This window comes from Verrucomicrobiia bacterium (genome assembly GCA_019634625.1).
GTDB lineage: Bacteria > Verrucomicrobiota > Verrucomicrobiia > Limisphaerales > CAIMTB01 > CAIMTB01.
The window spans coordinates 208123-221889 of sequence record JAHCBA010000004.1; the positions used below are offsets into that span (position 1 = coordinate 208123).

The 13767-nt window shown below is 67.6% G+C and carries 11 protein-coding genes; 10 read left to right on the plus strand and 1 reads right to left on the minus strand.

The features are described from left to right. The first annotated feature begins 15 nt into the window (after positions 1 to 15). The 10 genes from KF833_04050 (at position 16) to KF833_04095 (ending at position 12623) form a co-directional block, all read left to right on the plus strand. A complete protein-coding gene (locus tag KF833_04050) occupies positions 16 to 1023 on the plus strand; it encodes an NAD-dependent epimerase (protein ID MBX3744459.1) in 1008 nt (335 codons plus the stop codon). A 21-nt stretch (positions 1024 to 1044) separates the two neighbouring features. Beyond that, complete coding sequence (locus KF833_04055) at positions 1045 to 1725, plus strand: YdcF family protein (GenBank protein ID MBX3744460.1); 681 nt, start codon at positions 1045 to 1047, stop codon at positions 1723 to 1725. A gap of 105 nt (positions 1726 to 1830) precedes the next feature. Then, on the plus strand, positions 1831 to 3393 hold the full coding sequence (locus KF833_04060) for an outer membrane beta-barrel protein (GenBank protein ID MBX3744461.1): 1563 nt from the start codon (positions 1831 to 1833) through the stop codon (positions 3391 to 3393). 254 nt (positions 3394 to 3647) lie between these two features. Next, positions 3648 to 4559, plus strand: a complete 912-nt coding sequence (locus KF833_04065; protein ID MBX3744462.1) for an archaeosortase/exosortase family protein — start codon at positions 3648 to 3650, stop codon at positions 4557 to 4559. A gap of 54 nt (positions 4560 to 4613) precedes the next feature. Then, complete coding sequence (locus KF833_04070; protein ID MBX3744463.1) at positions 4614 to 7853, plus strand: tetratricopeptide repeat protein; 3240 nt, start codon at positions 4614 to 4616, stop codon at positions 7851 to 7853. A gap of 407 nt (positions 7854 to 8260) precedes the next feature. Then, the gene (locus tag KF833_04075; GenBank protein ID MBX3744464.1) at positions 8261 to 8974 is read left to right on the plus strand and encodes a VPDSG-CTERM sorting domain-containing protein; all 714 of its coding nucleotides are present in this window, start codon (positions 8261 to 8263) and stop codon (positions 8972 to 8974) included. A 181-nt stretch (positions 8975 to 9155) separates the two neighbouring features. After that, a complete protein-coding gene (gene folP / locus KF833_04080) occupies positions 9156 to 9947 on the plus strand; it encodes a dihydropteroate synthase (protein MBX3744465.1) in 792 nt (263 codons plus the stop codon). Next, on the plus strand, positions 9944 to 10783 hold the full coding sequence (cdaA, locus tag KF833_04085; GenBank protein MBX3744466.1) for a diadenylate cyclase CdaA: 840 nt from the start codon (positions 9944 to 9946) through the stop codon (positions 10781 to 10783). The genes folP and cdaA overlap by 4 nt, the downstream gene beginning before the upstream one ends. 2 nt (positions 10784 to 10785) lie before the next feature. Continuing rightward, positions 10786 to 11202, plus strand: coding sequence for a hypothetical protein (locus tag KF833_04090; protein ID MBX3744467.1), 417 nt, complete (start codon positions 10786 to 10788; stop codon positions 11200 to 11202). 35 nt (positions 11203 to 11237) lie between these two features. Then, positions 11238 to 12623 carry a phosphoglucosamine mutase gene (locus tag KF833_04095; GenBank protein ID MBX3744468.1) on the plus strand — a complete coding sequence of 462 codons (1386 nt, stop codon included), beginning with the start codon at positions 11238 to 11240 and terminating at the stop codon, positions 12621 to 12623. Positions 12624 to 12765: 142 nt separating this feature from the next. Here the strand turns inward: KF833_04095 and KF833_04100 are convergent, their stop codons facing one another. Then, positions 12766 to 13749, minus strand: coding sequence for a substrate-binding domain-containing protein (locus KF833_04100; GenBank protein MBX3744469.1), 984 nt, complete (start codon positions 13747 to 13749; stop codon positions 12766 to 12768). Positions 13750 to 13767 lie beyond the last annotated feature (18 nt).

Here is a 13767-nt window from a genome sequence, read left to right on the forward strand (position 1 = left end):
CCCCACCCCGCCCCCGTGAGCACCCTCGTCACCGGTGTCGCCGGTTTCATCGGCTTCCACGTCGCCCAACGCCTCCTCGATCGCGGCGATGCCGTCGTCGGACTCGATAACCTCAACGCCTACTACGACGTCCGCCTCAAGGAGGCCCGCCTCGCCCGCCTCCAGGATCGCCCGGGCTTCGCCTTCCACCGCCTCGATGTCGCCGATCGCCCCGCCCTCGATGCCCTGTTCCGCTCCGCCCAACCCCGCCGCGTCATCCACCTCGCCGCCCAGGCCGGCGTCCGCTATTCCCTCGAAAACCCCCACGCCTACGTCGAAAGCAACCTCGTCGGCTTCGTCAACCTCCTCGAAGCCTGCCGTCATCACCGCATCGAGCACCTCACCTACGCCTCCTCCAGCTCGGTGTACGGCGCCAACGCCGCCATGCCCTTCTCCATCCACCATAACGTGGACCATCCCCTCAGCCTCTACGCCGCCTCAAAAAAGGCCAACGAGCTGATGGCCCATACCTACAGCCACCTCTTCGCCCTCCCCACCACCGGCCTCCGCTTCTTCACCGTCTATGGCCCCTGGGGCCGCCCCGACATGGCCCTCTTCCTCTTTACCAAGGCCATCCTCGAAGGTCAGCCCATCTCCCTCTTCAACGAAGGCCGCATGCGCCGCGATTTCACCTACATCGACGATATCGTCGAGGGCGTCATCCGCGTCTCCGACCGCCCGGCCACCCCAAACCCGGCCTGGAACGCCAACCAGCCCGACCCGGGCACCAGCCGCGCCCCCTACCGCGTGTACAACATCGGCAATCATCAGCCCGTCGAACTCAGCCACTTCGTCGCCTGCATCGAACGCGCCCTCGGCCGCAAAGCCCAAACCCAACTCCTCCCCATGCAGCCCGGCGATGTCCCCGCCACCTGGGCCGACGTCGATGACCTCATCCGCGATGTCGGCTTCAAGCCCGCCACTCCCATCGAGGAAGGCATCGACCGCTTCGTCGCCTGGTACCGATCCTTCTACGGGGTCTAGCCACCGCCCCGCCCGTCCTCCATGGACCCGGCTCCCCCGACCATCCCCCCTCCAGCCTCTCCCCCGCGGACCCGACCCCGTCGTCGCTGGCTCCCCCCGGCCACCGCCCTCGCCGTCACCCTCGCCGTCTGCGGATTCGCCTTCGCCCACTGGGTCCACCCCTTCCTCGCCCCCCATCAACCCGTCCACGCCCGCTTCCTCGTCGTCGAAGGTTGGGTCCCCGACTACGTTGTCGAAGCCGCCTTCGAGGAGTTCCGCCAGGGCCGCTACGAACGCATCTTCACCACCGGAGGCCCCCTCGAACGTGGCAGTCGCCTCCTCGAACACGGCTCCTACCCCGCCGTCGCCGCCGCCACCCTCCACCACCTCGGCCTCCCCACCAACGCCATCGTCGCCGTCGAGGCCCCGCCCGCCGACCGCAACCGCACCTACACCTCCGCCCTCAGCTTCCGCGATTACTGCCTCGACCACGGCATCGAGCTTTCCAGCATCAATCTCGTCTCCCTCGGCACCCACGCCCGCCGCAGCGGCCTATGCTTCCAGCGAGCCCTCGGCCCTTCCATCCAGGTCGGCCTGATCGCCGTCCCCAACCGCGAATACGATCCCAACCGCTGGTGGGCCTTCAGCGAAGGCCTCAAAAGCGTCGCCGGCGAACTCGTCGCCCTCGCCTACGCCGCCGCCCGCCTCGACTACGGCCGCTGAGCCACCCCCTCCGTCCGATCCGTCCGATCCGCCCGATCCGCCACCTCCCTACACCGCGCTTGGCTCCCGCCCCGCGTTGTCGCTAACGTCCCCCATCGATCTCCCATGAACCCCAACCCTCGCACCTCCACCCCCCGCCTGGGCCGCTTCCTCCCCGCCGGACTCGCCGCCGCCATCCTCGGTTGGACCGGTGCCGCCGTCGCCCAGGAATCCCCAGATCTCCCCCCTCCCACCACCCCCGCCGCCCCCGCCGACGCCCAACCCTCATCCGATCCCGTCCCCGACCTTTCCCAACCCGATCCCGGCCCCACCCCCATCCTCCCCGCCGAACCCCGCCCCTGGTACCAGCCCGGTACTCCCACCCCCCCCCGCCTCGACGGGTTCGGACTTCCCCAGGATCCCGCCACGCGCCGCCCCTCCCCAACGTCCGCCTCCGGTTATCAGGATTGGACCTCCCCGCCGCCCTGGATCCCTGAAGGCACCCCCATCCCGCCCTCCTGGGCCGACCCCGATGCCTCCACCGGCCCGTTCCAGCAACCCGGCCTCGGCACCTCCAGCTTCGGCACCGCCCTCCTCCCCGCTGCCCCCCCGCCCGCCCGCAGCTTCGGCTCCACCCCTCCCATCGCCGTCGGCCCCTTCGACCTCCGCCCCAGCCTTGCCTACCGCGTGGTGTATGGCAGCGGCATCCTGTCCGGTCCCGGACGCGAAAGCGCCACCTGGCAGCACAGCATCACCCCCGGCCTGACCCTCTACGCCGGGGACCACTGGACCGTCCGCTACGCTCCCAGCATCCGCCTCTACAGCGCTGATGCCTACGACACCGCCGTCAATCACATGGTCACCCTCGATGGTTGGGCCGCCTGGCAAAACTGGCGCTTCCGCCTCAATCACGCCTCCGCCCTCACCGAGGATCCCCTCATCGAAACCGCCCGCCAGACCGACCAGAATACCCACTCCACCGGCCTCGGAGCCACCTGGGATCGCGGCCCCCGCGGCGTCTTCGACACCTCCCTCAACCAGAACCTCCGCTTCACCGACGCCTTCACCGATTCCCTCACCTGGACGTCCCACAACTGGTACGATTACCCCTTCTGGCCCAAGCTCCGCGTCGGCGCCGGTTTCAGCCTCGGTTACGATCTCCTCGATCCGGGCAGCAACATGCTCAACGAACGCCTCAACCTCCGGGTCTCCGGCGAACTCGGCGACAAGATCTCCTTCACCGTCGGCGGCGGCGTCGAGTTCCGCCAGTTCCTCGATACCGATGCCCCAACCTCCGTCTCCCCCCTCGCCAACGCCTCCCTCCGCTACCAGATCCTCACCCGGACCGCCCTCACCGCCAGCGTCGCCCATGACGTCAGCACCTCCTACTTCACTGACCAGTTCACCCAGAACACCACCCTCCAGGGCGGTGTCAGTCAGGTCCTCACCGACCGTTGGACCCTCGCCGCCAATGGCGGCTACCGCTTCACCCGCTACGAAAGCACCCTCTTCGGTTCCACCACCGAACGGGAGGACGATTCCGTCTTCGCCGGTGCCACCCTCGGGGCCCGCCTCTTCCCCAGTGTCCGGGCCTCCCTCTTTTACACCTACCGACGCAACAACTCCGACCGCACCGAGTTCTCCTCCGACAGCCACCAGGTCGGACTTAACATGAGCTGGACCCTCTAACCCCCCTCCCTCCCGCGCCGCCTCGAAAGGTCGCCTAGGGAATCGGCTTAAGCCACCGGAACCCTCTGCCGATATCGGTCTCGGGCCACGTCGCCCCCCTACCGCGACCCTCCATGCCGCTCCCCATCGCCACCGCGGAGTCCCCACCCTCCCCGATGCCTCCCACCCCACCCCCAGCCCCCAGCCCAGCGCCCCCCGCCGAACCGGGCCCCGCCGCCGTCGTCCCGGGCCCGCCAGCCCAGCCCGGTTCCCCCTTGAGAACCGCCGTCGGGCGCTGGGCGTTCTTCACCCTCCTCGTCACCCTCGTCCTCGGTTCCGCCTGGGTCGCCCTCTTCCAGGATGCCCTCCGCGACGCCCTGCACGGCTACGCCATCGCCATCCCCTTCATCTGCGCCTGGCTCGTCTGGCAGCAACGCCGGGAATCCGCCAATGACATCCCCTCCCCCAACCGGCCCCTTGCAGCCCTCCTCGGCGCCGGCGCCCTTCTCGCCGGAATCGGGGGCATCGTTGCCGAACGGGCCGGCGGTATTCAGGTCGCCTCCACCTGGCTCGCCACCCAGATGCTCGCCTGGGTCCTCGCCGTCTGGGCCGCCGCCTTCTGGTTCCTCGGCACCCGCGTCCTGCGCCGCCACGCCTTCGCCGTCAGTTTCCTCGTCTTCACCATCCCCTTCCCCTTCCTCATGGTCGAGGCCATCGAATGGGGCCTCCAGAACAGCTCCGCCTGGGCTGTCGAAGTCGTCTTCCGTGCCACTCATGTCACCTACTTCCGCGACGAACGCATGTTCTGGCTCCCCGGCTTCCAGTTCGAGGTCGCCCAGGAATGCAGCGGCATCCGCTCCACCACCGTCCTCTTCGTCACCAGCCTCCTCGGCGGTTACCTCCTCCTCCGCAAGCCCTGGCACCGCGCCATCGTCGCCCTCTTCATCATCCCGCTCGGCATCGCCCGCAATACCGTCCGCATCTGCGTCATCACCCTCCTCTCCGCCCACGTCGATCCCCGCATCATCCATTCGCCCCTCCACCACAGCGGCGGGCCCTACTTCTTCGCCCTCAGCCTCGTCCCGCTCCTCCTGCTGGTCTGGTGGCTCCGCCGCCGCGAACTCCGACAGGCCTCCCCAGCCCCGGACGCCCCTCCCAACCCATCTCCCGTAACCCCCGGGAACTGATCGCACCACCCACTTCCCCCCGAACGCCGCCCACTTGCCATGGTTCCAACGCCCGTGAAATCCCCCCTTCCCCTCCTCCCCTTCGCCCTGCTCGCCCTCGCCGCCACCCTCGCCGGTTGCTCCGATCGCCAGCGCCTCGAACGCCACCTCAATGCCGCCGATCAGCACTTCCAAAAACGCGAGTTCGAACGCGCCAAGCTCGAGTACATGAACGTCGTCCGACTCGATCGCACCAATGCCCTCGCTTACCTACGTCTCGGCAAAATCCTCTTCGAACAGGCCCAACCCCAGCAGGCCTACCCCCTCCTCGCCTGGGCCAGACGCTCCTTCCCCGAGGACCTCGAGGTCCGCTCCCACCTAGTCGCCATCCTCACCCCCCCGCCCCAGATCACCAACCGCACCCGCTTCCTCTCCGAAGTCCAGGACCTCCTCGCCCTCAGCCCCACCAACGAAACCGCCGTCCTCGCCCTCGCCCAGGCAGCCTGGTCCCCACCCGATATCGCCCACGCCGAGCAAACGCTCGCCGATCTCCGCACCCGCGCCGGGAATCACCCCCTCTTCGCCGTCGCCCAGGCCGAACTCGAACGCCGACGCGGCGATGCCGAGGCCAGCGAAGCCCTCCTCCGCCAGGCCCTCCAATCCGATCCCCAATCCCCCGTCGCCCAGCTCGCCTACGGCAATTTCCTCGTCCTTAACCGCCGCGGCGCCGAGGCCGAACCCCACTTCCGCACCGCCAAGGACCTGACACCCCCGTATGCCCCAGCCTGGGAACGCTGGGCCCGTTACCTCCTCGCCGCCGGTCGTACCGAGGAAGCCAGGTCCGTCCTCGCCGAAATCAACGCCAAAGCCCCCGAACGCGTCCATGCCCTCATCCTCAGCGCCCAGGTCGCCATCGGCGACCGCCGCTTCGAGGACGCCGAACGCGCCCTCGCCCGCGCCCTCGGCCAATCCCCCGTGGATCTCACCGGCCTCCGGGTCCTCGCCCAGCTCCGCCTCGCCCAGCAACGCCCCGATCAGGCCATCCGCGAACTCGAAAAGGTCGTCGCCGCCGCCCCCAATTCCGAACAGGCCCACTACCAGATGGCCCTCGCTCACCTCGCCAATCGCGACCCCCAACGCGCCGCCGCCGCCCTCGAACGGGCCCTCCAGATCCGACCCAACTTCACCGCCGCCACCCTCCTCCTCGCCGATCTCGATATCAGTCGCGGCAATAGCCAGGCCGCCCTCACCGCCCTCCGCGACAGCGTCCGCCGTAACCCCGATTACGAACCCGCCCACCTCCAGCTCGTCCGTGCCCTCCGTTCCGCCAATCGCCTCGACGACGCCGAAACCGCCGCCCGCGCCGCCCGCGATCGCTTTCCCCAAAACCCCCGCCTCGCCCTCGAACACGGCCTCATCCTTCGCGCCCAGGCCAAACCCGAACCCGCCCGACAGGCCTTCGAACAGGCCCTCCGCCTCAACCCCGACGACCTCGCCTCCGTCGAGCAGCTCGTCCAGCTCGATGCCCTCGCCGGCGATTTCCCCCGCGCCCTCGCCCGCGTCCAGGAACGGATCGATCTCAATCCCAACCAGGTCCTCATGTGGCTCGTCAAAGCCGAAGTCCACCTCGCCCAGGGCCAGGCCCCCCTCGCCGAATCCACCCTCCGCCGTGCCCTCCAGATCGATCCCGATAACGAACTGGCCTTCATGTCCCTCGCCCGCCTCTACATCCAGACCGGGCGCCAGCCGGAGGCCGCCTCCGAACTCGAACAACTCCTGCGCCGCGATCCCAATCATATCCAGGCCCTCACCATGAAGGGTATGCTCGCCACCGAACGTGGCGATTTCCCCGCCGCCCGGGACGCCTACCAGCGCGTCCTCGATCAACGCCCCAACTCCGTCGTCGCCCTCAACAATTCGGCCTTCCTCCTCGCCGAACACTTCAACGACCTCGAAGGCGGTTACCAACTCGCCCTCCGCGCCCGCGATCTTGCCCGCGAAGACCCCCTCATCGCCGATACCCTCGGCTGGATCGAGTACCGCCGCGGCCGTTACCCCGATGCCCTTCGACTCCTCACCGAAGCCGCCGCCCGTGCCCCCGATCTCCCCGAAATCCAGTACCACCTCGGCATGGCCCACTACATGATGGGACAGGAGGAACCCGCCCGGGTCGCCCTCCGTAAAGCCGCCGACGCCCCCGCCCCCTTCCCGGGCCAGGAAATCGCCCGCCAACACCTCGCCCTCCTCGATTGGGACCCCGCCCGCGTTGACGCCTCAACCATCGCCGCCCTCATCCAACGCCGTCAGGAGGCCCCCCGGGACCTCCTGACCCTCTCCCGACTCGCCAGCGCCTACCAGACCGTCGGTGACCTCCCCAAAGCCGCCGAAGCCGTTCAGGCCGCCCTCGCCGTCAATCCCCAGTCCGTCCCCCTCCTCACCCAGGCCATCCGCATCCTCTCCCGCCATAACGATCCCGCCGCCGCCCTCGAACTCGCCCGCCGTGCCCGCGGAATCGCCCCGGCCGACCCCGAAGTCGCCCACCTCCTCGGCCGCCTCGAATTCCTCCAGGGCGATCAACCCCGCGCCTTCGCCCTCCTCCAGGAAAGCGCCAATCGCCTCCCCGGCCGCCCCGATATCCTCCACGACCTCGCCTGGGCCAACTTCAGCCAGGGCCGCCTCGACGACGCCGCCCGCTCCATGCAATCCGCTGCCGCAGCCTCCCCCCCGGATCCTGCCCGCCAGGCCTCCGCCACCACCTTCCTCGCCGTGCTCAACCTGGCCCGCAACCCCGATGCCCTGACCCAGGCCGCCGATCCCCAAATCCAACAGGCCCTCCAACAGGACGCCGCCCACGGCCCCGCCCTCTTCGCCCAAGCCCTCCGAGCCGCCCAGCAAGGTCGCTTCGACGAGGCCCGCACAACCCACGAACGTCTCCTCCGCCGCTTCCCCGCCTTCTCCCCCTCCATGCGCGAAATGGCCATCCTCCACGCCCAACCGCCCTCCGATGACGCCAAAGCCTTCGAATGGGGTGTCCGGGCCCGCGAGGCCTTCCCCCGCGACGACACCCTCGCCGCCGCCCTCGGCAAGGTCGTCGCCCGCCGCGGAGATCATCGCTACGCGGTTCAACTCCTCTCCCAGGCCGCCCCCACCCACCCCCAGGATGCCGAACTCTTCTACCACCTCGGCCTCGCCCACCTCGGTCTCCGCGATACCCCCCAGGCCCGCGCCGCCCTCGAACGCGCCCTCACCCTCTCCCCCTCCGCCCCCTTCGCCAACGATGCCCGTCAGCGCCTCGCCGCCCTGCCACCGCAGTAAGTCCTTCCAAACACGGCCCCCAATCCCACCCTTCCGCGCCCCCTCAAGGCGCCAGGCCTCAAAGGCTTGGCGCCTTTCTGCTGTTCCGTCACCCCATGAAACCCGGTGTCGGATTGGATGACACCCCCGCACTTTCACCATAACCATCTGATAACCAGATGGTTGACGCATATGCGCCAGTTCTCTACGCAAATTCCCTGTCGGAATCCCTTACACTAATCGCCCGGCAGGCTCTCGCCGACATGCTGCCCAACCCGCAAACCAAGGATGGCCGGAATCCATAAGGCAATAACCTTCAAATAGTTGTGAACACACATCCATCGTGAACACGAACGGCGACCGGATTCTGGCACATGGAGTGCTCCTAAGGGTCCTGAGTGGGTGCAACATCAATTCAAGGTAAGCATATGAAGTACACTGTAGCGATTCTGAGTGCGGCGGCCGTCATGGCCAGCACGCTGGCGGCCTCCGCCGCCACCATCACCATCGGCGGCGGTCTCCGTTCCGGCGGCATCGGTGAATTCACTGGCAGCGGAACGCCCTTCCTCGCCGACTACGTCGCGGCGGGTGGTTACGGGGTTCGCAACAACGCCATCATCACGTTCTGCCTCGAGCGGAACGAGTTCGTCTCCCTCGGCGCCACCTACGACTACGTCAAGAACGTGGGCCTGGACGGCAGTGGAGCCACGGTCAGCCGCGCGGTGAACGGTGGCTTGGGCGGTGATGACGGGCTCGGCGGCGACCCGATCTCCATCGCAACCGCCTACCTCTATCACCAGCTCGTGACCGGCAACCTGGCCGCGCTCTACGACAAGACGGTCGTGGCCGATGCCCAGGCCTTCCAGCGCGCTGTCTGGCACTTCGAAGACGAGTGGATCCTCGCCGATCCCAGCAGCAACAAGTTCGTTCAGTACGCCCTTGACGCTGGCTACGATGGCTCGGTCAACAACGACCCCACCGGCATGTTCCCCGTCTATGCCCTTAACCTCACCCAGAATGGTGAGCGCAAGCAGGACATGCTCGTCTGGTGCCCGCCCGGCGTTCCGGACGGTGGCCTGACCCTCGTGATGCTCGGCGCGGGCCTCACCGGTCTCGCCTTCGCCCGCCGCCGCCTCGCCTGAGGTTCGCAGCGGACCAGGAACTGACCGAATCGAATCGGTTGTCACCTACCTGAGGGGGCGGCTCTGCCGCCCCCTCTTTTTTTATTCCCCCCCCCTCCAAGGACCGAACCCGCGAGGCCATGCACCCATGATCTGGCGCGCTCGACACCTCCAGTACCGCTTCCCACGCCCCACCCTCGTCATGGGCGTCCTCAATGTCACCCCAGACTCCTTCTCCGATGGCGGTTGCTTCCTCGATCCACAGGTCGCCGTCCACCATGCCCATGCCCTCGTTCACCAGGGTGCCGACCTGATCGACGTCGGAGGCGAATCCACCCGGCCGGGCGCTGACCCCGTCCCCCCAGACACCGAACTCCAACGTGTCCTCCCCGTCATCGAACGTCTCGCGGCTGCCCTGCCGGTCCCCATCTCAATCGACACCTCCAAGCCCGAGGTCGCCCGCGCCGCCCTCGACGCCGGCGCCTCCATCGTCAATGACATCGGCGCCTCCCTCGACAACCCGCTCATGGCCGAACTGATCGCCCGAAGCGGTGCCGGCTACGTCGCCATGCACATGCAGGGCTCACCAAAAACCATGCAGGATCAACCCCTTTATGCCGATGTCATCGAGGTGATCCGGTCCTTCTTCCGACATACTCTCGACCGGCTCCAGTCCGCCGGCGTGCATCCGGACCAGGTCGTCCTCGATGTCGGCATCGGCTTCGGCAAGTCCCTCCAACACAATTTGGAGTTGCTGGCCCAAACATCGGCCTTTACAGACTTCCAACGCCCCATGCTCCTCGGCGTCTCCCGAAAGTCCTTCATCGCAAAAGTCATGGATGCCCCCCCCGGTGCACGCCTCCCAGGCGGTCTGGCCGCCACCTGCCTGACCCTCGGGCACGGCGTCCATGTCGTCCGCACCCACGATGTCGCCGAGACCGTCCAGGCCGTCCGTGTCGCGGAAGCCATCCTCGCCCGCCGCCCCTCCCCATGATGGTGGAGCTCCTTCAGCAGTCGTGGCGCGGGGTGGTCGAGATCCTCCTCCTCTCTGCCGCCATCTACTACGCGCTGAGCTTCGTCCGCGGCACCCGGGCCGCCCCCGTTGTCGTCGGATTCCTTGTCTCCCTCTTCCTCGTCTTTGCCCTCTCCGCCATCCTTGGTCTGTCCGTCCTGCGCTGGCTCGTCGGTGCCGGCGCCGCCTTCATGGCCTTCGCCACCCTCGTCATCTTTCAACCCGAAATCCGGCGCATCCTCGCCCGCCTCGGCGATCTCCCCATGTTCGGCACCGCCCGCGAACGCCGGGAAAACATCGAAACCATCGTCCAGGCCGCCGAGCGTCTCGCCGAAGCCCGCATCGGCGCCCTCATCGCCATCGAGCAATCCACCCACCTCGATGACGCCGTCTCCAACCTCGGCGTGCCCATCGACTGCGAGGCCACCCCCGAGATGTTCGAAACCATCTTCTTTCCCAATAACGCCATCCACGACGGGGGCGTCATCGTCCGCAACGGCCGCATCGCCTACGCCGCCTGCATCTTCCCCCTCACCCAACGCAACGACCTCCGCCGGCTCGGTACCCGCCACCGCGCTGCCATCGGCCTCAGCGAGGAAACCGATGCCGTCGTCGTGGTGGTCTCCGAGGAAACCGGCTCGATTTCCCACGCCTACAAGGGCCACCTCCAACGCCGCGTCGGCAGCGGGGAACTTCGCTCCTTCCTCAGCTCCATCTTTGTGCCCCGCCACAATTCCTCCCCCTCCCAACCCGGACGCGCCTCGTGGCTCCCCAAGTCGCCCCCGCCCGCCCCCCAGAACCCGCCCCCCTCCGAGTGACCATGCGCTGGCATCACCTGCTCCTGGATAACTTCTGGTGGAAGCTCCTGGCCTTCGCCCTCGCCGTGATGATCTGGTCAGGCTCCCACAGCTCCGAGGTCCGTAACCCCGCCGCCACCCCCGTGCCCGACGTCACCAAGACCCTCGCCAACGTCCCCATCCGCATCCTCGCCCTCCCAGGCATCGCCGGCCCCGCCCACCTCCAACCCGCCACTGCCCAGATCGAAATCTCCGGCCCGCCCCACCTCGTCCGCCGCCTCCACCCCAACAGCCCCGACGTCCTCGTCTTCGTCGAACTCACCGCCGACTTCTTCCTCGGCCCCGTCACCAACACCCTCGAAGTCCGCCTCGCCAGCGGACTCCGCTGGCTCCAGCTCCAGCCCGAACACGTCGTCCTCTCCCCGTTCTCCGCCGAATGACCCGCCCTTTCATCCCATCCCCCCCCATCCCTCTCATGAATCCTCCCAACCGACGCATCTTCGGCACCGACGGCGTTCGCGGTACCGCCAATATCGAACCCATTACCGCCGATACCGTCCTCAAACTCGGCTGCGCCGCCGCCCACGTCTTCAAAAACCTCCAGCAAACCCCCCGCGGTCGCGGCAAACACCAGATCGTCGTCGGCAAGGATACCCGCCTCTCCGGGTACCTCCTCGAAAATGCCGTCTCCGCCGGCATCCTCTCCATGGGCGTCGATGTCCTCTTCATCGGCCCCCTCCCCACCCCCGGCATCGCCTACGTCACCCGCAGCCTCCGCGCCGATGCCGGTATCGCCATCACCGCTTCCCACAACCCCTACGATGACAACGGGGTCAAATTCTTCCGCTCCGACGGCTACAAGCTCGATGACGACATCGAAGCCCGTATCGAAAACCTCGTCTTCAGCGGCGAAATCGAAAAAATCCGGCCCCGCGCCAGCGCCATCGGCAAAGCCGTCCGCATCGACGACGCCCTCGGCCGCTACATCGAGCACGCCAAGAACACCTTCCCCCGCGGCATGACCCTCGAGGGCCTCCGTATCGTTGTCGATTGCGGCAACGGCGCCGCCTACAAGGCCACCCCCACCGTCCTCCGCGAACTCGGCGCCGAGGTCTTCGCCTTCGGCGTCCACCCCAACGGCACCAATATCAACCTCGACTGCGGTTCCATGCACCCCGAGACCATGTGCCAGAAGGTCTGGGAACACCGCGCCCACGTCGGGATCGCCCACGACGGCGATGCCGATCGCGTCCTCCTCTGCGACGAACACGGCCGCCTCATCGACGGCGACGATATCATGGCCGTCGCCGGACTCGACCTGCTCCGTGCCGGCCAGCTCCCCGGCAACACCGTGGTCGCCACCGTCATGAGCAATGCCGGTCTCGAAGCCGCCCTCCAGGAGGCCGGTGGCCATCTCATCCGCACCCCCGTCGGCGACAAACATGTCATCGACGAAATGCTCACCCATGGCTACAGCCTCGGCGGCGAGCAGAGCGGCCACATGATCTTTGGCGATCACAGCACCACCGGCGACGGCCTCGTCACCGCCCTCCAGATCCTCCGCATCCTCCAGTCCACCGGCAAACCCCTCTCGGAACTCGTCCAATGCTGGACCCGCTTCCCCCAGATCGTCACCAACGTCAAAGTCCGCGAAAAACGCCCGTTCGAGGAACTCGACCATGTCCTCGACCTCGTCCGCGAGGCCGAGACCGAGGTCCATCAGGCCGGCGGTCGCGTCCTCCTCCGGTACTCCGGTACCGAACCCAAAGCCCGCCTCCTCATCGAAGGCCGCGACCCCCACACCATCGAATCCTGGAGCCGTAAAATCACCGACTGCATCCGCCGCCAGCTCGGCGCCTGACCTGCCCCCGATCCCCGTGCATCCCCGAGTCGTGGGTCGGGGCGCGAACTTCGCGAAGCGTCGCCTCGGAGCGCCGGGTTCCACGAGGCCGCAAGCCGGTCGCCCGAGGGCATGAGAACTCGCGGCGACGCCCACCCGTTTCCTACTTCAGGTACCGCGACAACGGCGGCTCGAGCAGTTCCGCCACCGCCGGATCGTTCATGTTCTCCGCCGACACCACCGTCACCCCGGTGTCGATCCGCCGCGGCACTTCCTTCCCCTGAAGGTGCTGCACCATGGTCATCACCCCCTCGTACCCCATCCGCAGCGGATTCTGCACCACCAGCGCCTGGACATCCCCCGCCCGCAGATCCGCCACCGACTGCGCCCCGGTATCGAATCCCACCATCTTCACCCGCCCCCCCGCCAGGCCCATGTCCCGCAGCGCCTTGGCCATCCCGGCGGTCACCGATTCATTCGGACAAAACACCCCGTTCACCTCACGCCCAAACCGGTTCAACAGGTTCTGCGCCGCCTGGTACGACGTCTCCCGCGTCGCCCCCGCGTACTGATCGCTCGACAACACCCGCACCTTCGGCGCCTTGGCAATCGCATCCATGAAGCCCGCCTCTCGCGCCTCCGTGCTCGCCGATCCCACCGCGTACCGCAGCAGGATCACGTTCCCCTCCCCGCCCATCAGCCGCACCAGATACTCCCCGCCCAACTGCCCCCCCAGATAGTTGTCCGTCGCCACAAAACTCACGTGCCGCTCCGACTTCAAATCCGAGTCGATCACCACCACCGGAATCCCCGCCGCCACGGCCGTCTCCACGGGATTCACCAGCGCCTGGGAATCCAGCGGCGCCAAAACCATCCCCGACACCCGCCGGCTCGTGAAATTCTCCACCACCTGGATCTGCTGGTCCCGGTCGTCCTCCCGCAAGGGCCCCTTCCAGATCACTTCAATCGCTACCCCGGACTCCCGCAACTCCATCTCCGCCTTCTTCGCCCCCGCCTCGATCGACCGCCAGAACTCATGGATCGTCCCCTTGGGTATCACCGCCACCGTGTATCCCTCCGACCGCCCCGATGCGCCCCCCCCTCCATCTCCACAACCCGTCACCCAAACGGCACACGCCATCGCCATCGCCGGAATCCAAAGTGG

Coding starts and splice junctions, on each gene's coding strand:
- cdaA (MBX3744466.1), top strand. CDS start 9,944: ATGATGGTGGAGCTCCTTCAGCAGTCGTGGCGCGGGGTGGTCGAGATC.
- KF833_04095 (MBX3744468.1), top strand. CDS start 11,238: ATGAATCCTCCCAACCGACGCATCTTCGGCACCGACGGCGTTCGCGGT.
- KF833_04075 (MBX3744464.1), top strand. CDS start 8,261: ATGAAGTACACTGTAGCGATTCTGAGTGCGGCGGCCGTCATGGCCAGC.
- KF833_04060 (MBX3744461.1), top strand. CDS start 1,831: ATGAACCCCAACCCTCGCACCTCCACCCCCCGCCTGGGCCGCTTCCTC.
- KF833_04100 (MBX3744469.1), bottom strand. CDS start 13,749: ATGGCGATGGCGTGTGCCGTTTGGGTGACGGGTTGTGGAGATGGAGGG.
- KF833_04090 (MBX3744467.1), top strand. CDS start 10,786: ATGCGCTGGCATCACCTGCTCCTGGATAACTTCTGGTGGAAGCTCCTG.
- folP (MBX3744465.1), top strand. CDS start 9,156: ATGGGCGTCCTCAATGTCACCCCAGACTCCTTCTCCGATGGCGGTTGC.
- KF833_04055 (MBX3744460.1), top strand. CDS start 1,045: ATGGACCCGGCTCCCCCGACCATCCCCCCTCCAGCCTCTCCCCCGCGG.